The 23,057-nt window shown below is 38.9% G+C and carries 23 protein-coding genes; 4 read left to right on the top strand and 19 right to left on the bottom strand.

Translation table 11 applies throughout. The annotated features are described in order from the left end of the window. Positions 1-278 precede the first annotated feature (278 nt). Both aceA and aceB read right to left on the bottom strand, forming a co-directional pair. Entirely contained in the window at positions 279-1,556 is a 1,278-nt protein-coding gene (aceA, locus tag F1560_RS10875; protein WP_149474637.1) for an isocitrate lyase, read from the bottom strand. Continuing rightward, a complete protein-coding gene (aceB, locus tag F1560_RS10870) occupies positions 1,553-3,151 on the bottom strand; it encodes a malate synthase A (protein WP_149474767.1) in 1,599 nt (532 codons plus the stop codon). Before aceB ends, aceA begins: the two co-directional genes overlap by 4 nt. Before the next feature lie 374 nt (positions 3,152-3,525). On the opposite strand from aceB, the gene F1560_RS10865 reads away from it, so the two are divergent. Next, the gene (locus F1560_RS10865) at positions 3,526-4,569 is read left to right on the top strand and encodes an aromatic acid exporter family protein (protein WP_149474636.1); all 1,044 of its coding nucleotides are present in this window, start codon (positions 3,526-3,528) and stop codon (positions 4,567-4,569) included. A gap of 16 nt (positions 4,570-4,585) precedes the next feature. On the opposite strand, the gene F1560_RS10860 is transcribed toward F1560_RS10865, so the two are convergent. The 5 genes from F1560_RS10860 to F1560_RS10840 form a co-directional block, all read right to left on the bottom strand. Beyond that, positions 4,586-5,218, bottom strand: a complete 633-nt coding sequence (locus tag F1560_RS10860; protein WP_149474635.1) for a response regulator — start codon at positions 5,216-5,218, stop codon at positions 4,586-4,588. Further along, positions 5,211-6,263, bottom strand: a complete 1,053-nt coding sequence (locus F1560_RS10855; protein WP_149474634.1) for a sensor histidine kinase — start codon at positions 6,261-6,263, stop codon at positions 5,211-5,213. Before F1560_RS10855 ends, F1560_RS10860 begins: the two co-directional genes overlap by 8 nt. Continuing rightward, entirely contained in the window at positions 6,260-6,988 is a 729-nt protein-coding gene (gene liaF, locus F1560_RS10850; protein ID WP_149474633.1) for a cell wall-active antibiotics response protein LiaF, read from the bottom strand. The genes F1560_RS10855 and liaF overlap by 4 nt, the downstream gene beginning before the upstream one ends. Positions 6,989-7,154: 166 nt before the next feature. Then, positions 7,155-7,787, bottom strand: a complete 633-nt coding sequence (locus tag F1560_RS10845) for a PspA/IM30 family protein (protein ID WP_149474632.1) — start codon at positions 7,785-7,787, stop codon at positions 7,155-7,157. 92 nt (positions 7,788-7,879) lie between these two features. Continuing rightward, on the bottom strand, positions 7,880-8,230 hold the full coding sequence (locus F1560_RS10840) for a lmo0954 family membrane protein (RefSeq protein ID WP_149474631.1): 351 nt from the start codon (positions 8,228-8,230) through the stop codon (positions 7,880-7,882). Between the two features lie 157 nt (positions 8,231-8,387). On the opposite strand from F1560_RS10840, the gene F1560_RS22135 reads away from it, so the two are divergent. Next, on the top strand, positions 8,388-8,531 hold the full coding sequence (locus F1560_RS22135; RefSeq protein ID WP_187773697.1) for a hypothetical protein: 144 nt from the start codon (positions 8,388-8,390) through the stop codon (positions 8,529-8,531). On the opposite strand, the gene F1560_RS10835 is transcribed toward F1560_RS22135, so the two are convergent. The 4 genes from F1560_RS10835 to F1560_RS10820 form a co-directional block, all read right to left on the bottom strand. Further along, positions 8,503-9,114, bottom strand: coding sequence for a DedA family protein (locus F1560_RS10835; protein ID WP_149474766.1), 612 nt, complete (start codon positions 9,112-9,114; stop codon positions 8,503-8,505). The two genes, F1560_RS22135 and F1560_RS10835, sit on opposite strands and share 29 nt — an antisense overlap. Positions 9,115-9,254: 140 nt before the next feature. Continuing rightward, on the bottom strand, positions 9,255-9,524 hold the full coding sequence (locus tag F1560_RS10830; protein WP_149474630.1) for a GlsB/YeaQ/YmgE family stress response membrane protein: 270 nt from the start codon (positions 9,522-9,524) through the stop codon (positions 9,255-9,257). Between the two features lie 66 nt (positions 9,525-9,590). Further along, positions 9,591-10,571, bottom strand: a complete 981-nt coding sequence (locus F1560_RS10825; protein WP_149474629.1) for an LLM class flavin-dependent oxidoreductase — start codon at positions 10,569-10,571, stop codon at positions 9,591-9,593. Then, positions 10,561-11,154 carry a DUF1836 domain-containing protein gene (locus F1560_RS10820; RefSeq protein WP_149474628.1) on the bottom strand — a complete coding sequence of 198 codons (594 nt, stop codon included), beginning with the start codon at positions 11,152-11,154 and terminating at the stop codon, positions 10,561-10,563. The genes F1560_RS10825 and F1560_RS10820 overlap by 11 nt, the downstream gene beginning before the upstream one ends. 136 nt (positions 11,155-11,290) lie before the next feature. On the opposite strand from F1560_RS10820, the gene trhA reads away from it, so the two are divergent. Beyond that, positions 11,291-11,938: a PAQR family membrane homeostasis protein TrhA gene (gene trhA / locus F1560_RS10815; RefSeq protein WP_149474627.1), complete on the top strand. Its 648-nt coding sequence runs from the start codon at positions 11,291-11,293 to the stop codon at positions 11,936-11,938. Between the two features lie 257 nt (positions 11,939-12,195). On the opposite strand, the gene F1560_RS10810 is transcribed toward trhA, so the two are convergent. After that, the gene (locus F1560_RS10810; RefSeq protein ID WP_149474626.1) at positions 12,196-13,251 is read right to left on the bottom strand and encodes a M42 family metallopeptidase; all 1,056 of its coding nucleotides are present in this window, start codon (positions 13,249-13,251) and stop codon (positions 12,196-12,198) included. A 149-nt stretch (positions 13,252-13,400) separates the two neighbouring features. Here F1560_RS10810 and F1560_RS10805 point away from each other — a divergent pair, with 149 nt between their 5' ends. Beyond that, positions 13,401-14,213 carry an alpha/beta fold hydrolase gene (locus F1560_RS10805; protein ID WP_149474625.1) on the top strand — a complete coding sequence of 271 codons (813 nt, stop codon included), beginning with the start codon at positions 13,401-13,403 and terminating at the stop codon, positions 14,211-14,213. Between the two features lie 104 nt (positions 14,214-14,317). Here F1560_RS10805 and F1560_RS10800 read toward each other — a convergent pair whose 3' ends face one another. The 7 genes from F1560_RS10800 to F1560_RS10770 all read right to left on the bottom strand — a co-directional run bounded on the left by F1560_RS10800 (position 14,318) and on the right by F1560_RS10770 (position 23,017). Further along, complete coding sequence (locus F1560_RS10800) at positions 14,318-15,040, bottom strand: sulfite exporter TauE/SafE family protein (protein ID WP_149474624.1); 723 nt, start codon at positions 15,038-15,040, stop codon at positions 14,318-14,320. Between the two features lie 177 nt (positions 15,041-15,217). Then, positions 15,218-15,604, bottom strand: a complete 387-nt coding sequence (locus tag F1560_RS10795) for an ectoine synthase (RefSeq protein ID WP_149474623.1) — start codon at positions 15,602-15,604, stop codon at positions 15,218-15,220. A 29-nt stretch (positions 15,605-15,633) separates the two neighbouring features. Then, positions 15,634-16,881: a diaminobutyrate--2-oxoglutarate transaminase gene (gene ectB / locus F1560_RS10790; RefSeq protein ID WP_149474765.1), complete on the bottom strand. Its 1,248-nt coding sequence runs from the start codon at positions 16,879-16,881 to the stop codon at positions 15,634-15,636. Positions 16,882-16,929: 48 nt separating this feature from the next. Next, entirely contained in the window at positions 16,930-17,439 is a 510-nt protein-coding gene (gene ectA, locus F1560_RS10785) for a diaminobutyrate acetyltransferase (protein ID WP_149474622.1), read from the bottom strand. A gap of 542 nt (positions 17,440-17,981) precedes the next feature. Continuing rightward, positions 17,982-19,943 (bottom strand): acetoacetate--CoA ligase, encoded by a 1,962-nt coding sequence (locus F1560_RS10780; RefSeq protein ID WP_149474621.1) that lies wholly within the window; start codon positions 19,941-19,943, stop codon positions 17,982-17,984. Positions 19,944-20,098: 155 nt separating this feature from the next. Next, on the bottom strand, positions 20,099-21,610 hold the full coding sequence (locus F1560_RS10775; protein WP_149474620.1) for a sodium:solute symporter family protein: 1,512 nt from the start codon (positions 21,608-21,610) through the stop codon (positions 20,099-20,101). 240 nt (positions 21,611-21,850) lie between these two features. Beyond that, complete coding sequence (locus tag F1560_RS10770; RefSeq protein WP_149474619.1) at positions 21,851-23,017, bottom strand: acetyl-CoA C-acyltransferase; 1,167 nt, start codon at positions 23,015-23,017, stop codon at positions 21,851-21,853. Between the last annotated feature and the right edge of the window lie 40 nt (positions 23,018-23,057).

Here is a 23,057-nt window from a genome sequence, read left to right as displayed (position 1 = left end):
TTTTAATTATGTATTAACTTTTCTAGGCAATATGAATTATAACATTGTAAAATGTCATTCATATTATAGTAATGTTACAATTATATTTCAAAAACGACATAAATCGCCTATTTTTTCTTCATATCTTAACAAAACAATAATATAGTTGTTTGAATAATCCGACAAAAAATTGCTTGTTACCAAAAAATGCCTATCCTATTTTATTAGGATAAGCACTTTTTGGTATCACTTTATTCTGTTTCATGAGGAGTTTAGACCTATACACACATTAGGGATAATCAGCTTGTAAATTGTTCTGCTTCTGTCGATCCTTTCAAAGCAGTCGTTGAAGCGGTACCCCCAGATATTACTTGTGCTACCTCATCAAAGTAGCCAGTACCTACCTCACGCTGATGTCGTGTTGCACTATAACCATACTTCTCACTTGCAAATTCATCTTGCTGTAATTCAGAGTATGCTGCCATCCCCTCATCCTTGTATCTTCTTGCCAGCTCAAACATACTATGATTAAGCGCATGGAATCCTGCCAATGTAACAAACTGGAATTTATAACCCATTTTCCCAAGCTCTTTCTGGAAGTTAGCAATCTCGTCATCAGAAAGTTTACGCTTCCAGTTAAAGGACGGAGAGCAATTATAAGCTAATAACTTATTCGGATACTTCTCATGAATCGCATTAGCAAAATGCCGTGCCTCTTCCATATTCGGTTCTGAAGTTTCACACCAAATCATATCCGCATACGGTGCATATGCTAATCCACGAGCGATTGCTTGATCGATGCCAGCCTTGGTTCGATAAAACCCTTCAGAAGTTCGTTCTCCTTGGATAAACGGTGCATCATACGGGTCAACATCACTCGTAATCATATCAGCTGCATTGGCATCTGTCCGGGCAATAATTACTGTTGGAGTACCCATCACATCTGCAGCAAAACGTGCTGCGATTAAATTCTTAACTGCTGTCTGTGTTGGCAGCAATACTTTACCACCTAAATGTCCACATTTCTTTTCTGAGGATAATTGATCTTCAAAGTGAACCCCAGCTGCCCCAGATTCAATCATCGACTTCATTAATTCAAATACATTAAGCTGTCCGCCAAAACCTGCTTCTGCATCTGCCACAATTGGAACAAACCAATCGATGTCTGTATTCCCTTCCGAATAATGTATTTGATCTGCACGCTGTAAAGCTTGATTAATTCGTTTGACAACATTCGGTACGCTGTTTACAGGATATAAGCTTTGATCGGGATACATTTGTCCTGCTACATTCGCATCTGCTGCAACTTGCCAGCCACTTAGGTAAATTGCTTTTAACCCAGCCTTCACCTGTTGAACGGCTTGATTTCCAGTCAGTGCACCTAAAGCATTCACATAATCATCTGTTTTAATCGATTCCCATAGCTTTTTTGCTCCCCGTGATGCTAATGTATATTCCAAATCAATGGATCCTCTTAAACGAATGACCTCTTCTGCTGTATATGGACGCTCTACCCCTACCCATCGCATATCATTTGTCCAACTGTTTTGTAAATTTTCTGCACGGTTATTTGTCATGATTTGTTTCCCCCTTTTAATAATTCCTTATAGGCTGGTATCGTTAAAAATCCAGCAAAATGATCCTGTTTAATTAGCGTATTAAAAATGCTTGCAGCCTGTCCGAAATTCCCCTTTCGGTAAGCATCTGTACCAATTTGTTCTTCAATCTTAGATAGTTCCTCTTGCATGATTTCCTCAACTAGCTCCATCGTCACATTCCTACCGTCTGCAAGTACCCCTTTTGGATAGCGTATCCATTGCCACACTTGCGCTCTTGAGATTTCTGCAGTAGCTGCATCTTCCATCAAATTGTTGATTGGCACTGCTCCCCTCCCGCTTAGCCAGGCTGCAGTATATTGAATCCCTACATTAATATTGGTTCGTAGCCCTGCCTCTGTAATTTCACCATTCGGTAAACGAATCAGATCTTCAGCTGTTACGCTTACATCATCTCGCTTATTGGCAATCTGGTTCGATGATGGCATCGCTTTGTTAAAGATATCTATGACAAGCTGAACCATTCCCGGATGTGCAACCCATGTTCCATCATGCCCGTCATTTGCTTCCCGCTCCTTATCTGTTCGAACCTTATCAAATGCGATTTTATTGGCAGCATCATCGTTTTTAACTGGTATTTGTGCTGCCATTCCCCCGATTGCCATCGCATTACGCTTGTGACATGTTTGAATTGCAAGTAAAGAGTACGCTCTCATAAATGGAACTTCCATCGTAACAGTCGACCTATCAGGAAGAATTCGATCTGGATTCTGATGGAATTTCTTAATATAGCTAAAAATATAATCCCATCGTCCACAATTTAGACCGGCAGCATGTTCACGAATCTCGTATAAAATTTCATCCATCTCAAATGCGGCTGTTATCGTTTCGATTAGTACAGTTGCTTTAATCGTCCCCTGTGGAATGCCTAACTCGTTTTGTGAAAAAATAAATACATCGTTCCAAAGCCGTGCTTCCAAGTGATTTTCAATTTTTGGTAGATAGAAGTATGGTCCCGAACCTCTAGAAAGCAATTCCTTCGCATTATGATAAAGATAAAGTCCAAAATCTACTAAACTTGCGGACATCGTTTTTCCATCTACTGTTAAATGATTTTCTTCTAAATGCCAGCCACGAGGACGTACGATTAAAACAGCTGTTTCATCCCGTAACGCATATTTTTTACCATTTTCGGCTTCAAAATCAATCGCTCTTCGAATCGCATCTTTCAAGTTGATTTGGCCATTCATCACATTTTCCCACGTCGGTGAGGTAGCATCCTCAAAATCTGCCATAAAGGTTTTAGCACCTGAATTCAATGCATTGATAATCATTTTTCGGTCTACCGGTCCGGTAATTTCCACTCTTCTATCCTGCAAATCACTCGGTAGCTGATCAATTGTCCAATTCCCTTCACGAACCTGTTTTGTCTCTGAAAGAAATTGCAGTTGCTTCCCCTCTTTCAACTTCTCCTGAATTTGCTGTCTAATCTCTAGTAGGTTTCTACGGCGCTCTTCAAAATGATGATGCAGCTTTTCCAGAAATTCCAATGCTTGTGGTGTAAGAATATCTTTAAAATGACTTTCATGCTCGATTTGTACGGTGGTCTGATTCATTAGCATTTCTTCTACTCTCCCTCTTGTCTGTTATACTATAAAAACAGTTAAATTTTATTGTTATATAACAAAGACCCTAAAAAAATTAATCCTCCTTCTTTGACAAACAATAGTCACATTCCATTGTGTAACTCTTAGAATCAACCTCTTTACCACATTCTGGACAGGACAGCTTTTCATATTTTTTCATGCTACTCTCTCCCTTCTTTTATATAACAATATTAAATATTGTTTGTTGTTATAATACAGTCTATGTGATTTTTAAAAATAATGCAACCCTTTTTTTATAAAAATTTGAAATTTCTCATCAGAAGTAAGAAAATAGATACGTGTTACAAACATTTAAGAACTTTTTTATTTGGAGTGGAGTTGTCGTGAGATACTTTTCATTTATCGGTGACAGAACTGTTAAAACAGGAGTTGCAGTTTTCCTAACCGCCTTAGTGTGCCAATGGATTGGCTGGCCACCAGTGTTCGCTGTTATTACAGCAATTGTAACCGTAGAGCCTACTGTATCCGATTCAATTAAAAAAGGCATAATCCGTTTTCCTGCATCAGCAATAGGCTCTGCTTATGCGGTGCTATTTATCTCGCTTTTCGGTAACTCGCCGCTCACCTATTCACTTGCAGCAATATGTACAATTGTAACTTGTTTCCGTTTGAGGCTTCATGCTGGTTTGCTAGTCGCTACCTTAACCGCTGTTGCGATGGTTGAAGTCATTCACACTAACTTACTTGTTGCATTTTTTATTCGTTTGGGAACCACAACAATTGGACTTGCTGTTTCAACTTTAGTGAACATGTTCATTCTTCCACCAAAGTATCGATTACATATTTTTAAAAGGGTTAAAACGACACGAACCGATACTGCAAAACAAATTGAACAAATTTTCCAAGCTATTCTTGAGGGGAAACAAGAAAATACCTCTCTCACGAAGAAGTATTTAACTAAAATTGACAGTGCCATGCAGCGAACAGAACAATTAAGTCGGTTTCAAAAAGACGAAGCAAAATTCCATCCACTCCTTGAATCTGAACAGGAACAGTTTGAACAGTTACAGCACCAATTAAGCAGCTTACGGATCATTCATTATCATTTGAATAATTTAATTCGTAATCCAATTATTGATTTATCCTGGACAGAGAAGGAGAGAAAAACAATTATGGATGCTGTTTATGGAGTTGCAAATCGGTTACAGGATGATGCATCCTATAACATTACGATTCATCAAACGCAACTAAAAGAAATCACGGATTTATTTTGGGGGGACAATGAAGAGGTTATGAAGAATAGCCAGACCTACCCAACGAATTTTCCGTCAGAGTTAATCATTTTATATGAGCTTGTTTCGATTTATCATGTGGTTGAAAGATTTTACTCTTTCGATCATGCAAAAATAAAGAAGAGCCGCTCCTAACGTAGAGTGGCTCTTCTTATTTAACAAGATTATTTTGAAAGGCATAGATAACCGCTTGGGTACGGTCCTGTACTTCAAGCTTTCCTAAAACATTACTCACATGCACCTTCACAGTCTTCAGTGCAATAAATAATTCATCTGCTATTTCCTGGTTCGTTTTTCCTTGGGCAATCAATAGCAAAATTTCCATTTCACGCCCTGTCAACTGCTCATGGAGTACTGCTTCTGGCTTATTGCGCATGCGATTCATAATTTTCCCGGTTACTTCTGGTTCAAGAATGGATTGTCCCCCATGTGTCGCACGGATTGCTTTTGCTATTTCACTCGCTTTAGATGTTTTTAGCATATAGCTTGTTGCACCTGCTTCAAGCGCTGGATATACCTTTTCATCATCGAGAAAGCTTGTTACGATAATAATCTTTGCTTCTGGCCATTTTTCAATAATTTTCTTTGTTGCTTCAATGCCGTCCATTTCCTTCATTACAAGATCCATTAAAATAATATCTGGGCGTAATTCCAGTGCTAACTCCACAGCTGGTGCCCCATCATCTGCTTCAGCAACCACATCGATATCAGGCTGTGCAGAAAGATAAGCAGAAACTCCAATCCGTACCATTTCATGATCATCAACAAACAATACTTTAATCACGTTCATTTTCCTCCTTCCTTAAAACAGGAACCTTCACTTCTAATCGAGTCCCTTCATTTGGTAAACTAATGATTTTAAAGGTGCCGCCAACCTCATAGGCACGCTCGCGCATATTTTGCATCCCGTAGGAGCTTGTTTTTACAGCATCCGCTTGGAAACCAATGCCATTATCGGTAACTCGTAAAATAATGGTGTCATCTCGTTCAATTAGCAAAACATGTAATGTCGTAGCCCTGGCATGTCGTAACGTATTTGATAGTGACTCCTGCAAAATACGAAATAGCTGATCCTCTACGCCTTTATCAACTTTAAAATCTTCTACTTTTGTTTCAATTTCCATTGGAACTTTTTGTGTCAGTTCAAGCAATAACTCTTCGACACCTTCCTGCAACGTCTTTCCTTTTAGGGCAACTGGACGCAAGTGAAGCAGTAATGCCCGCATTTCTAGCTGTGATTGATGAATCATTCTTTCTACCATTTCCAATTGTTTTTTTAATCCTTGATCCTCTAATGAACCTGTTTCATTAATGGCAGACATGAGCATGGATGCTGCAAAAAGCTGCTGACTAACCGAATCATGAAGCTCACGTGCAAGTCGGTTTCGCTCCTGAACAACAATCTCTTGGAGACTTTGCTCACGTTCGTTTGCTCGTTCGGTTGCAAGTCGCTGTGCATTCTCTGCTTGATTTCGGATTTTCTCCTGCAATTGATACATCCGATGTTCAATGCTATCCAATTCTTTATGGGATTCTTCAACTGTTGATAGCTTGCCCCCCTTGATCATGACATCAAGTTTTCGATCAATTTGGGTCAGCCTTTGCTTCCAATACCAGCCTGTTATATAACCGATAATTGTACCAAACATGATAGCTATAACTACAATTGTAAGTAAGAAAGATAAATCGCCAATCTTCTGCTGCCAAAGCAGTTTCCAGCCCGCTACCTCATCAAGCGAAAAGGCGAAGAAGGTAATGAGCACCAATGTAATTGCTAATAGTAAACTGCAAACAACAGCTGTTAAAATATGCTTAAAAATCGTATTCATATCCGTTTCACCTCGATATCTCCAGAAAAAAGCGAGGTGATTATTTTTACACGCGGATATGCTGTATCATAATTTGCCGTTTGGTAGTGAATGGACTTATTCATTAATTTTAAGTGATGCTTACCTAAAATATGAGCTTTGCCGAACACTGAGCTATGATGAATACTCACTTCCACTTCATACGGTACATAAATTTCGATATTCCCAATTACATGTCGGATTGAAATAACAGCTGTATCATTGGGCAACACCGTATTACTTAAGTCAATAATCCGATCGCCAAACGCACCATGAATATTTACGTCTTTCCACTGATAAGCAGCATCTTCCGTGATTTGATCATCAAATACCTTATGGTCGAATAACGGATCTACTTTTATCATCGACTCACGTTTCTTCTCTCCATCGGGTAGTATGGGCTCCATTTGGGTTGCTTCACTTTTAGATTTTGAGTAGTTAATAATGAAAATAATAATAGCTGCGATAATCAAAAAGCGTACCGCAAATAAATTTAACACTGAAAACACGAGACTAACGAGCGCTATCCAGAATACAATTTTCCCCCATAGCTTATGGAAATTTTTCCAGCCAATATACACAAACAATGCAGAAAATAATGCTGGAATAATTGAACCACCGAAAAAAAAGGCAATCTCAAAAATAAGGAGGATGACACCAATGATCAATATCCAGTTGAAATAATCCGTTGTTAGTCTTTTGAACATTTTTGTAATCCTCCTTTGTAGTTGTTATGTAATGTGGGTAATACTCGATATGTTATTTTTACTTGACGTTTCGAACAATTTCTAAACAGTACAGACGCAGGAAATTTCTGCGCCTGTACCAGTATATCATGTTTTTAATTTTTTCTGCACGTATGTTCTAACGTCATTAATTTACTTTTTCGTTTATTTCTTTTTCAAGAGCTGCGATTTTACTATCAAATGTGCTACGGTAGTATGAGCTGTTCACTTTGTATTCCAAATTCTCGATATACTGCTCCATCTCCGCAAATTTTGAGAATGGCTTTTCTGAAGTTTCTTCAACCACTCGATTAATTTGGTGGTTTGCTTTAGCTATATTTTCACGGCCCATTAATTCCATGCGACGTAAATGCATATCCTTTAAGCGATGTTTCATATCCTCATATTTTTGCTCTAATGTTTCTAGTTGTTCAATTGCTTCTTCTCTTGATGCTTTCATACGATCAGCACGAGTTTGGTACTCCTCATGTTCTTTTATTGCAAATTCATACATTCCTTGTTCCCCAGCTTTTTCGGCAATTGTCGCCTGTTTTAAACGTTTATCAGCTAGTTCTTGTGCTTTCAAATATTCACGAGAAAATTCTTCCTTTAATTTATACTGACGATCAATAAGTTTTCGAACCTTTTCTTTCTCTTGCTCACTTTGACGTAAATATTGATTTAATGCAGCTATCGGATTTTTTTGTTCCTTTTTATCCATCATTGTATGAAGATCAGCTGATATCGAATCCTTAATGCGTGTGAAAATGTTTGTTGACATAAAAATCTCTCCTTCTTTTCTATTGATAATTTAAATGGTGGTGGTTGATTCTAATTCGTTATGACGGTTTACAACAATTTATTTCATTATGTTTACTTATTTAATTCGGCCCATTGTCTTTCAAAATTTGTGAAAGGATCATCGTCTTCTACAACATGAACAACTGGACTTTCTTCCTTATTCCAGTTTTTGTAAACCAGGTAAAGCACGTACGCTGCAGCTACTCCCATAACAGCATACAGATTGGAAAATGTAATACTTAACACAAGCAAGCCAACTAGTGCCCAGCCTACTTTTGCTAGTGTTGAATCGGTTTTTACAAACTTTTTAAAGCATACATAAAGCAGCCAAACGCTAAGTGCTAAGAGCACCATTGGACCTATGTTTGCTAATAATATGATCAGGGCAACTAACCCTCCAATAAACAACAGAAATTTCTTCATTCCGTTTGCCTCCTTTCTTTATCTTGATTTCATTTTATCGGTTAAGAGGACTTTCGGTAATGAGCCTGAGTAATATTTTGGACTAGGTCTCGGGGCTTATAGTGGGGTGAGCCTTCGGGTATGAGCGATAGTTGAAGTTGGGTGGATTGGTGCTATTGTGAGTAGGGATGGTGCGTTAGATATCGGGGATGGTGCGTTAGCTATCGGGGATGGTGCGTTAGATATCGGGGTTGGTGCGTTAGCGAAGAGAAAAAGGAAGTGGAATTTCTTCCTTACTTCCTTTTTCTCTTCTTTTGAATAAGCCAGATAATAAGTAGAATCGTCCCAATAATAAGTGCTGCATAAACAAAATCCTTATAAACATTCATAAATCCAATTATATTTTGCCAGTTTGAACCAAGTACTGCACCTAGCGAAATTAAGATAATGTTCCACATAATTGTGCCGATTGTTGTGAAGAACAGGAATAGCCAGAAATTCATCTGAGCCATACCAGCTGGAATGGAGATTAAACTGCGAACAATTGGCACCATTCTACAAAACAAGACGGTCCAATAGCCATACTTATCAAACCACGCGTCAGCTTTTCGGATATCTTCCTTTTTCAGGCGTAGAATATGCCCCCAGCGATCTAAAATTTTTTCTAATCGTTCTACATCAAGCAGCATTCCAATACTATATAAGATCATTGCACCAATTACAGAACCTGCAGTTGCAGCGACAACAACACCTAGAACTGTTAAATCAGTATATGTTGTCAGAAACCCGCCAAATGGTAATACAATTTCAGACGGAATCGGTGGGAAAACATTCTCCAATACCATCATAAGATAAACGCCTAAATACCCAAGCTGCTCCATAATATCTGTAACCCAATTTTCAATCATAACCACCACCTTCAGGTACATATGCTTGTCCTTTAATATGTATTGATGAAGATCGCTTTTTATGCTTGATTCATTTAGAGATCAAAAGAAAAAGAACCCTCTCTGAAAAAGGGTTCTCATACTATCTCATATGATTTTTAGCTTTCTGCCGACTTCGTATTACGACGCATACTTCGCATGACAAAGCTTACAACTAAAATAAGCACAATTGCTCCAATTAATGCCGGTACAATATAGAATCCTCCCATTACTGGTCCCCATTGACCAAGCAGAAGCGTACCGAGCCATGCACCGATAATACCAGCAATGATATTTCCAAAAACTCCGCCCGGAATATCACGTCCCGTAATTAGACTGGCTATCCAACCTAGAATTCCTCCAATAATCAATGACCAAATAAATCCCATTTACTACTCCTCCTTCATCTTTATTTGCAGGAGTAGTTTAACCAATTTTTTCAGTATCATGCATCATCAAAGAATCTCTGCTAATAACTCGTACGATCTTTTCCTTGCTTCATAGCTATGGGTAATTGTAACAATCATAAATTCATCAACATCATAACGCTGTTGGAGCATTTCAAGTTCTAGCTTTACCTGTGTTGGGTTGCCAATAATTTGATTATGCTTCAATTTATCTACCAATTTCTTTTCCTCTTTTGTGTAATGATATTGTTCGACTTCTTCTATTGAAGGTACACCGTCCTTACCTTCTCCTTTTGAGCGCAGCACATTCCAATGCAAGTTACTTTGAGCAAGCCTTTCCGCCTCTTCTGTCGTGTCAGCACAAATAACAGAAACCGTTACAATTGCTTTTGCTTTATTTGGAGCACTTTTTTCAAAATAACTATCGACGATAGCTGGCCCATCGGCATCGCTCATAAAATGGCCAAATACATATGGAAGTTCTTTTTCCGCTGCCAGATGTGCGCTTTTTTCACTCGTTCCTAATAGCCACGGAGTCGGTTTTATTTCCGGAAGAGGTGCAGCCGCAATTTTCGCAAACATATTTTCTTCTGGAAAATCACGATTGATAAAATGAAGCAATTCATCCAACAGCTTAGGCATGTTTTTCACTTTCTCCAAGAAATTCCCAGCTAAAGCAATTGAGACCTCGGCCGATCCGCCAGGTGCTCGACCAATCCCCAAGTCAACTCTACCTGGAAATAATGTTGCTAACACATGATATCTTTCTGCCACATTATAGGGCTTATAATTCGGCAATAAAACGGCACCTGAACCTAAGCGGATCCTCTGTGTTTGTGATCCAATAATTCCAAGCAGAATATCTGGAGCTGGACTAGATAATCCTTCGAGATCATGGTGCTCAGCGACCCAATATCGTTTATATCCTAAGCGATCTGCAAGCTGGGCAAGTTCAACAGAAGCTTCTAATGCTTCTTTTGCAGTACATCCCTTTGCAATTGGGGCTTGATCCAATATACTAAGCTTCATTCTTATCACCTTGTTCCTTCTGAGCCATCCCATCCACCAGTTTCTCAGCTGCTTTTCTGTAAAAATTACTCATATTCGTAAGAGTAGCCACAAGTAGCACTTGTTCTAAATAGGTCTCATCATCACTACCCAATTTAGCAATTTCAGATTCAACCTCCGACATATGCTCGAGCATATCCTTTTCAAACATGGCATGGTTGACTTTCATTAATTCCAAATAATTAGTGTAAAAGCGCTGTAGATCAAAGGACTCGTCTGTTATTTTCGTATTCAGCTTTTCAAGTGTCAACTTTACATCATTGATTGATAATGCACCCTTCATTTGGTAGATCATGCTTATCAACAGCAAATGTTCTTTCGAATACTTCTTGTTTTTAATTGGAAAAAACAATTTCCCTTTTGCATAATTATTAATCATTGTTTTTGTAAGTACTTTTTCATCTTCGTTTCTCTTTTGACCTGCAAATTTCTTCTCAAATAATTGAATAACCTGATCCATGTACAAATCCAAATCTGGTATATCCTCAAGGGACAACTGGTTATCTAAATGGAGTGTTTCCAGCCACTCTTGTTTATTTTCCATCCTAACGACCTCTTTTATATAAAGTATGTTCATTATAAAGCGAAATTTTAACAAAGTAAACATTGACTACATCTTATAATACGTTTATCATGTACATATAGTTTTAAAAACTACTTATCATTACAGGGGTGTTAATATGAATAATTACGTTCGGGAACCGATCAATGGATTTACACATTTATTCGGAGCAATTTTATCAATCGCGGGACTTGTTGCATTGGTGATGAAAGCTATAGAGACAACTGGATCAGCGCTAGCCATAACGGCTGTTATTATTTTCGGAATTAGCATGATTCTGCTATATGCTGCCTCTGCTACCTATCATATGGTCATAGCAAAGGATCGAATCATCGCATTTTTACGACGGGTCGATCATTCGATGATATTTGTTCTGATTGCTGGAACGTATACACCGTTTTGTTTAATCAGTTTGAACGGTGTAACAGGCTGGGTTTTATTTGGTGTGATTAGTGGACTTGCGATTGCAGGAGTTATTTTTAAGCTAGTTTGGTTCCATGCGCCGAGATGGTTATCAACCGCACTCTATGTCCTTATGGGCTGGATTGTCGTATTTTTCAGTGGATCACTTGCTCCGATTATTGGAACGAATGGCATGTTCTTTCTAATTCTCGGTGGTCTGATTTATACAATTGGAGCGGTTATTTATTGGCTGAAGCCCGCATTTTTGGAATTTAAACATGTCGGTTTCCATGAAATTTTTCATATTTTCATCTTGCTCGGCACCCTATTCCATTTCATTTGTATTTACGGTTACGTGTTATAAAAATGTATTTTAAAGGGCTATCTCGAAAAATGAGATAGCCCTTTTTAAAAGTGTGGTTATTTGATCGCTCAAGTTAGTGAGTCGCCCCCTTAAAGGGCTATTGCACAAACCGTTTGGTGTTCCGGCTTTTATATTGTATGCCTTTCTATATATAGTTAGAGTAATTAAAAGTAGCGGAAGTATCAGAATACCTATACAAATGACATGGAGAGCATGATGATTTCAACCTGAAGTGTTTTAACGAGAATTACTTCAAGTTAATAACCAACCATGTCCGATTGCACATAATGATATAACAAATTTTCCGTTTGAATAAGGGAGTTTTCATGCGTTCGCTCAAAGGCATGAGATGAATCAATCCCTGGTCCAACTAAACCGTGAATAATATCATGCCCTGCCCGAATTGCTGCCGATGCATCTGAACCATAAAATGGATAAATATCCAATTGGTAGCCAATATCATTAGCTTCTGCAAGCTCAACAAGGTGTTTTCGCAAACCATAATGGTATGGACCTGTAGCGTCCTTGGCACATATGGAAACGGTATACTCATCTGTCGATTGGCCATCTCCCATTGCTCCCATATCCACAGCTAAATATTCAACAGTTTCAGGAGTAATATTTGAGTTACCTCCATAGCCAATCTCTTCATTATTAGAAATTAGAAAATGCGTTGTATATGGAAGCGTAATTTCTTCCTGTTTCATTCGTTTAATAAGTTGTAATAAAATGCCTACACTTGCTTTGTCATCTAAATGACGTGATTTAATAAATCCATTGTCAGTCAGCTGCACACGCGGATCAAAAGAAACAAAATCCCCAACCTCAACCCCAAGTGCGCGGACCTCTTCTGCACTTTCAACCTTCGCATCAATTCGTACTTCCATATTCACCTGGTCACGTTTGGCATCACCGGCATCTTTATACACATGAACAGAGGTCTGATGCATTAAAATGGTTCCCGTAATAACTTCTCCGTTCGATGTATGTATTTCACAATACTCCCCTTCAATCGAGTTATAGCGAAATCCGCCAATTAAATCAAGACGAAGACGGCCATTACTTTTCACTTCTTTTACCATTGCACCTAACGTATCTACATGAGCAGTCAGCATGCGATGCTCGTCCTTATTTGCACCAGGCAAGGTTGCAATTAGGCCACCTTTTCGATTACGTTTTGTTTCCACATTTAATTCCTGTAAAAATTGTTCGACAAACTGAATTACTTTAAACGTATTTCCTGACGGGCTCGGGATCGATACTAACTGTTTAATTAGTTCCTTCGTTTCGGTAACATTCGGATATGTCTTCAACTGGATCACTCCTTCTTTTCGATACCCTTATTTTACCGTTAACCTAACTGCCTGAACAGTAAATATGCTCTATTATTAATGGATTAGTTCTTATCCTAGCCCTCTTTGGAATATGTCTATAGAAGGGATTTTATCAAGGAGGAGAATGAATGGGATATTATGTACAGGTAGAACCGTCTGTTAACATTTATGTTGAGGACATCAATCCAAAAAGTGAAAACGTTATTCTGTTTGTGCATGGCTGGCCCGCAAATCATCGTTTATTTGAATACCAATTTAATGTTTTGCCTGGAATGGGTTATCGCTGTATTGGAATTGATTTAAGGGGATTTGGACAATCGGATAAACCATGGGAAGGTTACTCATTTGACCGACTTGCTGATGATATTCGCGTTATTGTTGACACACTCGGTTTAAAACATTTTACACTTGCTGGACATTCAGTTGGTGGTGCTATCGTTATTCGTTACATGGGCAGACATCGTGGATATGGTGTAGATAAGCTTGCTCTATTCGCCGCAGCAGCTCCTAGCTTCATCCAACGACCAGGGTTTCCGTATGGTTTACAAGCTAATGAGGTAAATCAGCTTATCCAACAAACCTACGATAATCGTCCACAAATGCTAGCTGAATTAACGAACATGTTTTTCTATAGAACATTGACCCCAGCTTTTAAGGAATGGTTTTTTCAATTAGGTATTGTGGCAAGTGGCTATTCTACCGCTAACATCTTAGTTACATTGAGAGACGAAGTGCTCTTTGCTGATGTAGAAAGCATTCAAGTACCTACTCTAATCTTCCAAGGGATACATGATCAAATTTGTCTTCCCCAACTTGCGTCCATCCTGCACCAACAAATACAGCGCTCCAAGCTTATCTGGTTTGAACATAGTGGGCATGGTTTATTTTGGGAAGAGCAGGAAAAATTTAATCGCGAACTACTAGCTTTTCTAACAACGTAAAAACAGCCTAGCATGTGACCTATTACATGCTAGGTATTTATTTAGCTTTTAAATGTAAGACCCCTCCAGTTTTCTTAAAGATTAATGAACGATTCTCTGCTTGTTCAAAACAAACTCTCCAACAATAGAAAAACTCCTGTAAATAACAAAAGAATGTATGTAAATAGCCTGAAAACCTTCTGATTTATCCATTTAAATAGAAGCTGCCCAAGGAATAACCCTAAAATCACAAATGGAACCGCATATAAACTCGATTCCCAAATGACTTTATTCGTACCCATAAAAATGATTTGCGTGATAAGACTGACGAAATAAATAAAAAGATAAAAAGCTAAAGTTGTTGCTCGCAGCTTTTCTTTTTCCGTATTTGTTCCTGTGAAATATAGCAATAACGGCGGTCCAGGCATACCAACACTTGTAGTTAACCCTCCAGATATCCCACCAACAATGAAATCTCTGATTGGAGTTGGTTTTACTTTGAAGTTTAGCATTAACAATACGGTTAAAAGCAAAATAAGGACACTAATTCCCAGTTTAAAAACATTCATATCTTCGATTGTTGTAATAATGAAGACACCAACAGGAATACCGGCAAAACTTCCAATTATAAACCGTTTTACAATCCTAACATCAATATCTTTTCTTATCTTATAAACTAATGCAATCGAAATAATTAAAGATAAAATAATATTTATTTGGATTGCTTCTTGTGGTAAAAATAACATAAGCAAAAACGGTGTCGCCATAATTGAAAAGCCAAACCCCGTGCTTGTTTGGAGAATAGAAGCAACTAAAATAATTGTGATAAATAAAAATATCGTTCCCAAAATAGACACCCTCTAGCCTGTGTGATGTTGTGTATGATTCATCATAGCATGAATTAGGTGTTTTTTGTTCTATCTCTAATACAAGCCACGGCAAAAATCGAAGCGTGAATCTTGTCTACGCCAATTTTGACAATGTTAAAGCCACCTGAGATCTATCAGGCGGCTTCTAACATGCTATTATTCAACTAGAAGTGGATAGTACCCTTCTTCATTATGTGTTTCTGTTCCAACTAATGGTGGATTGAACACACAAACCATTCGCATTTGTGTGCGTGCACGGAGGCGATGCTTATCATTATCATTCAACAGATACATTGTTCCAGGCTTAATCGGGTACACATCTCCAGTCTCCACCTTTTCAATTTCCCCTTCACCTTCAATGCAATAAACTGCTTCAATATGATTTTTATACCAAAAAAAATTATCCGTACCAGCTTTAATAATGGTATCGTTCATACTAAAGCCAACACCATCTTTTTTCAAAATAAAACGGCGGCTTGCCCAGTTTTCACCAGATGTTTCATCCTCTGTGCCTATAATATCATCTAATGATTTTACGATCATGTCGCATTCCCCTTTCTATTTATCCCTCATTATTTGTTCAATACATGGTTAATACTTTCATCTAATAGCTGAAATCCTTTTTCTAATCCCTCTTCGTCAATAACAAGTGGTGGCAGGAATTTAACAACTTCATCATCAGGACCGGAAGTTTCTACAATTAAGCCACGCTCAAATGCTTCAGCACAAATTTCACTTGCCAGCCCTTCTCTTTCTACTGCAATCCCCTGCATCAATCCTCTGCCTCTTGCTTCTCCATTAAGTTCAGGGTATTTTTCAATCAGCGTGTTTATTGCACTCTTTAGAAATTCTGCTTTTTCCTGAATCTCTTTTTCGAAGTCATCATTTTTCCAATAGCGTAACGCTTCCGTTGCAGCTATAAATGCTAAATTATTGCCACGGAAGGTACCATTGTGTTCACCCGGTCCCCACTGGTCATGTTCCGATTTAATCAATGTAATTGCCATTGGCAGACCAAAACCACCGATCGATTTGGATAGACATACAACATCCGGTTCAATACCAGCCGGCTCAAAGCTAAAGAAAGTACCAGTACGCCCATTTCCTGCCTGCACATCATCAACAATTAATAAAATATCCCAACGCTTACAAAGTTCTTCTATTTTCTGTAACCATTCGATTCGTGCAGCATTAATGCCACCTTCACCTTGTACCGTTTCCAGTATAATGGCAGCCGGCAATGCCACACCGCTTCCACTATCCTCTAAAAACCGCTCTAAATAGGCTGTGGAATCTTGATTTTCTACATAATTATCAAACGGCATCGAAACGGCATGATGTAGTGGAACTCCAGCCCCATGACGTTTAAAAGAGTTACCTGTTACAGAAAGGGAGCCTATTGTCATTCCGTGAAAGGCATTGGTGAAACTGATTACCGTCTCACGTCCAGTTACTTTTCTGGCAATTTTCAGTGCACTTTCCACCGTATTTGTACCAGTCGGTCCTGGAAACATAATTTTATAGTCAAGCTTACGTGGTGTAAGAATTATTTCTTTAAAGTTTTCAAGGAATTCTTTTCTTGGAGTTGTACCCATGTCGAGGCTATGTATAATGCCATCATTTTGGATATATTCAATCACTTTTTGCTGCATTGTTTCATCATTATGACCATAGTTCATTGTTCCTGCACCAGCAAAAAAGTCAATGTATTCTTTGCCATCTGTATCCCAAAGCTTATAGCCCTTTGCTTTACTAAAAACTGTCGGCCAGCCTCTGCTATAACTTCTTACAGCAGATTCCAATTCCTCAAATGTTTTCATTTTCGCATCATTTAATACAGCTGTAGTCACCAAATCATCCTTTACCTTTTATTTTTTAAATGGACCAACCTTGAATAGCAATTCATCTTCATGCCCGTCGGCTGGAAAATCCTCCGAGAAGAAGTAATCACTGATCTCACAATTTGTCTCAAGCTTTTTCGCAAGACCTTTAAATAATGACTGTGACGGTTTATTGGAAGGTGAAACCGTTGCCTCAATATACTGAACGTCTTCACATGCTGTACGATTCAGCAATTGCCGCAACATCTTTGTTCCCAATCCTTTCCCACGCTCCGTTTCATTGACAACAACTTGCCAAACGAATAGCGTATTTGTAGTATTCGGATGTAAAAACCCGGAAATAAATCCAACAATGTCTCCATCTCTTTCTGCCACAATCGATGTTTCAGAAAAGATATCGCACCACATTAAATAACTATATGATGAATTCAGATCAAGTACGTTTGTATTTTTAATGAGTTGCCAAACTGTTGACCCATCGTTTTTGTTTGGCTTACGAAAATGAAAGTCTGTTTTAATATCAGCTACTGTCGTCATTCCTGTAATTATACTTGTATTGATGCTCTCACCTCCTGCGTTTTTAAATACGTACTATATTAGATTAATAATAAGCTTCCATTTCGTCAAAATTGATAAAGTCGGGAATATACAGATTATTCGTGATGAGGTATGCTGAGCATAGTTTGTTTGAAGATGCCTATTAAAAGCTAGCAAATGCTAAGGTATAGTCTGGTTTTTACGAAATTTGATTCTTTTCGCGAATTTAAAGTGAAATGATTATACTATAAGACATGGAGATTTAACGTGGATTATCGATTTGATTAGAGCTTGCTCAACAGCTATGCATTAAAAAAACGAATATATCCTTCTAGCGCAAGCAAGTTTCCATTCTTTACCAAGAAAAAGCCTGTATTCATTGATTAACAATGAATACAGGCTTTTTCTAGTATAATTCCGATTCAAATGCTCCCAATCTTACGGATTCAGCAATCAAGTTCGTTGTTACCCCTTCTGTATATCGACTGGTTTCAATTCACCGCTTTCCACAATGGCAAGATTTGACCTTTGTCGTTTTCGCATTAAACATAACTTCTTTCAGCTAAGGTTGCATATTCGCGAAGACACTCTGGATTCGCTAGAGAAGCTTTATTTTTAACCTCATGTCCGCGAGCAATCGAACGAACAGCTCCTTCCACCTTTTTACCGTTATTCGTGTACGGAACTTCTTTGACAACATAAATGCGGCGTGGTACATGGCGTGGTGATGCTTTTTTCCGTACATTACGACGGATCTGCTCTGCTAGTTCCTTATCCACATCATCATTTTCAGTCACAACACACAATACGATTTCTTCATCATTTTCAATCGGATAGCCAAATACAATGGAATCTATAATTTGCGGAATTTGCTCCACCACACGATAAATTTCCGCCGTACCTATTCGAACACCACCTGGGTTCAATACAGTATCCGTACGACCATAAATAATCAGCGAGTCACGAGAAGTTTGCTCCGCTAAATCACCATGCGTCCAAATGCCTTCACGCTTTGCAAAATACGAGTTGAAATAACGCTCGTCTCCACCTTCGCCCCAAAATGTTAGGGGCATGCTTGGGAAGCTCTGCGTACAAACTAGTTCACCTTTTTTACCAATCACTGAAGCGCCTTGTTCATCCAAAATATCAACGGCCATACCGAGCGCTTTACATGTATTTTCGCCTCGGTAAACTGGATGAATAGGTGTACCCATGACAAAACAGCCAATAATTTCCGTACCGCCGGAAATAGATTCCAATAAGACATCTTTCTTGATTGTTTTATAAATCCAATCATATTGCTCACTAATGAGTGGCGCCCCGGAAGACATCACCACCTGCAGTGCATATAAATCATGTTTTTTACCAACCTCATACCCGTGCTTTTCTAGTGTATCAAGATATTTTGGACTAATACCAAAATGAGTAATACCTATTTCTTCTGCAATTTCCCAAAGAATACCGATACGTTCCTTTTGAATGGGTGAACCATCATAAAGCAAAATTGCAGCTTCGCTTGCAAGACCAGATATAAGCCATGGATACATCATCCATGCTGTACTTGTATACCAGGATAAAACATTGCCCTGTTTCACATCGCAATGCAGCTGATGCTCTTTCACATGCTGGAGCAAAACACCACCGACAGAATGGACAATGCATTTCGGCAACCCCGTCGTCCCAGATGTATATAAAATATAAAGCGGGTGGTGAAACGGTACACGCGTGAATGTCGGCACGTCTACATTATGTGACAATAGCTCGCTCCACGTTAACAGCTGCGTACTAGTCTCCATATCCAACTCTGGTATTTCTGACAAACTAACAACCGCAGACAAGCTTTTCAACTCTTCACAAACGGCCATGATATTCTCACGTATATTAAATTGCTTTCCATTATATTGATAATCAAGAGAAGCAATAATTACTTTTGGCTGAACTTGACCAATGCGATCGATAATCCCTTTAGCACCAAAGTCGGGTGAACATGAGCTCCAAACCGCACCAAGCGAAGACGTTGCAAGTAGTGAAACCAATGATTCCAAGCCGTTGGTCACAACCCCCGCGACACGATCACCTTGCGTCACGCCAAGCTTACGTAAACCAGTTTGCGCTTTTGCAACTAGGCTGCGCAATTCAGCCATTTTCACTGTCCGCTGAACACCTTGCTCATTTGCTATATAGACCGCAACACGAGAAGCATCTCCACGCAATACATTTTCCGCTAAATTTAGACTCGCTTCAGGAAACCATTTTGCGCCTAACATACCCCCACCTTCTGCTGGAACAAAGGCTATTTCACCTTTTTCCCCAATAATACCAGCAAAATCCCAAACCGCTGACCAAAACTCTCCAGGCTTTGCAATCGACCAGCTATATAGGCGATCATATGGAACAGCTGGAATTCCCACTTGTTCTGAAAACTTTTTAATATTCGACTCAGAAACTCGCTGTTCAGAGGGCTGCCATACTATATTGTTATCTCTCACTTGTTGATCTATCATTCCATCTTTCTCCTCCTACCTATAGGCTTTTTTCTTAAAACTTGCTAGTAATTAGACAATTTTTATAATCTGTATCAATGGGTAAGAAAAAAGCTAACTTCTAAAAAGAAAATGTTCTGTTGAAGCTGAAAAAACATCTCTGAAAAACCGAGAAACTACGATGATTTCTTAGAAATCGTAATGGATTCTTGCTGACTGGTTGTGACTCTTTGTGTTGCCAGGCACGTAACGATCATCACAACAAATGCGATAACTGACGCAAAGAACATCGCTAAATAGATATTTCCAATAATATTTTGATTTGTAAAAATCACGTACAATACTGTCCCAGTAATTACAGCAGCAATTGCACCAGGTCCATTTGACTTTTTCCAAAAATATCCTAAAACAACTGGCGCGAGAATCCCACTGATAATCGCTGAAAAACTAAATTGAATTAAAATCGATAACGATTCCGGGCGGTCCAGCGATATATATAATGTAGCTAACCCTGCAAATATCAGGGACACTTTTGCAACCTTTACAGCATTTCTATCTAAAGCATCCGCCGCAATTGGCTTCTTCGATAAAATCGGTGCTAATACTTTATAAAAATCGTTTCCGATACTAGATGTAATCCCCAAGTAAAGGCTGTCTGTACTTGAAAGAATAGCTGTAATAATCCCTATTATGATAACCGCTGCAAGGATTGGCGGGAATGATTCAATCACATAGGCTGGAATCGCTGAATCCGCACTAGCCAATGATGGAAAAATTACTCGTGCTGCTAGCCCACCAAGAACCATTAAAGTTGAGATAAAAAATAGCACAACTCCTGCTGATAATGTAAATGGAGCAAGCTGCTCTTCACTTTCAAGCGACAATACTTTATTTAATAAATGCGGCATTAGCACAAAGCTAAATAATAAGAATTGCACGGCCATTATCGCTATTGCACTATCATATGGACCACCAACTGATAAGAACCCTGTCAGATTCGGGTCAATAGCCCCTAAACTTTTTGTAAGCTCTCCAAATACATTCCACCCTCCACCAATCGTCCAAAATAGCGACACAAAAACAAGGATAGAAGTAATGGCCATCAAAATTCCTTGAATACCGTCTGTGATAATCTGTGCGTAGGCACCCCCAAGTCCAATGTATAGTATCGTGATCCCCACACCAATAATAATCCCCCAGAAATATGGGATGTTCAGGACCGACTCAAAGATTGTTGCAAGTCCAACGTTTTGACCGACAATATAATATACATTGAATAAAATTAACACAGCAACAATCACTTGAAGCGCTTTGCTATTATATCTTCTTCCAAGCCATTCTGGTAATGTTGAAACACCGCCAAACTTTTTGTTGTATCTCCAAAATGTTTTAGCGAATAAAAGTAAACCAATCCACGAAACACCGAAACATCCTAACGTATACCAAAGCACGGATGTACCATATTCATAAGCAAGCCCGGGAACACCGATAAATAAATTGGCGCTTGAATACGTGGTTGCAAAGCTTGCACCGACAAGTACAGGACTTACTTTCCCACGTGCAGTCGCGAAGCCAGACATCGACTTACTATGGCGTCCTCCTCTTTTGCCCATCCAAACAATATATCCAAAATAAACAACTAATATCATAATAATTGTCCAAATTAAAGAATCCGGTACTGTAGGCATTATTTATTCTCCTTTCCCTCTTTTGTTACATAATAATTTTTCCATATGATTAGGCCAACTGCCCAGAATAAGACAAGAAATACAAAATACGTTAATATCATGATCGTTATCCTCCTAATTACGTCTAGTTATTCAAATGTTCAGTTTATATAAATTATCTGTCTGTTATGTATGGCCTCGGTTAAAAACGAGGCGCACTGTTCTCATACTATTTTTAGTTTTTCATACTAGATTTGAATTTTACCAGCTTTTTGGAACTTCTATTAATAGAGCCATTCCTTGACCACCGCCACCGCAAAGAGATGCGATACCTTTTCCACCACCACGACGTTTAAGTTCTTTTGCAACAGTTAGGGCAAGTCGGAAACCCGTTCCACCCAGCGGATGACCAATCGCAATTGCACCACCATTAACATTTACTCTTTCATAGCCAATGCCAAGCTCACGGCAGCTTGCGATAACCACACTTGCAAAGGCCTCGTTGATTTCAAACAAATCAATCTCGTTCAATGTTAGGTTTGTTTTCTCTAAAACTGCTTTGATTGCTTGGGCAGGCTTTGTATGTAAGCTCGTATCTGGCCCCGCGACTTCAGCCCAACCAAGAATTCGAGCTAGCGGCGTTTTACCAAGCTCCTCCGCTTTCTTTTCGGATGAAATAATGCCTACGCTTGCGCCATCTGTCATTTGCGATGCATTTCCCGCTGTGATTGTACCGTTGTCAACAAACGCCGGTCTTAATGTTGCTAATTTTTCTAAGTTCGAATTGGAGCGGATACCTTCATCGCTAGAGAAGGTTTTGCCATTCAGCGAGATTGGAACAATTTCATCTTGCAGGCGACCTTTTTCCAGCGCTTCAGCAGCTCGTTCCTGTGACAACTGTGCGTATTGATCCTGTGCCAGTCTATCAATCTTAAATTCTTTATTTTTTAAATCGGTCAACACACCCATCGAATCATCTGCTAACGAGCACCATAATCCGTCGTTTATTAATGTATCCGTAAATTGCAGGGGTCCCATCGACAGTTCCTTACGAATCGGAGCAGTGTACGGGGCATTTGTCATCGAGTCAAATCCACCAGTAATATATAAATCCCCTTCTCCAAAATGAATACGTCGGACAGCGTCGGAAATAGATGCTAACCCAGCTAAACATACATTGTTTAAAGTAACTGCAGGAACAGATAACGATACACCGGCATCCGTTGCAACTCCTCTAGCCGGATTTTGACCCTGTCCCGCTTGAAGTACCTGTGCAAGTATTGCCCCATCAGCTTCTTTTGCCTCAGGTACACGTCTCACTAACTCTTTAACAGCTAAAGCCCCTATTTCTTTTGCCTCTAATCCAGATAAAAATCCTTTCCACTTCCCAAAAGGTGTTCGTAACCCTTCTAAAATCACCGTATTCATATCGCCTCATCCTTTCATATAAACCTGCTAATTTTATCCA

This window comes from Oceanobacillus polygoni, from assembly GCF_008304605.1.
In the GTDB taxonomy this organism is placed as follows: domain Bacteria; phylum Bacillota; class Bacilli; order Bacillales; family Amphibacillaceae; genus Oceanobacillus; species Oceanobacillus polygoni.
The sequence above is the reverse complement of the archived record's forward strand: the minus strand, read 5'-3'. Positions and strand labels throughout refer to the sequence as shown.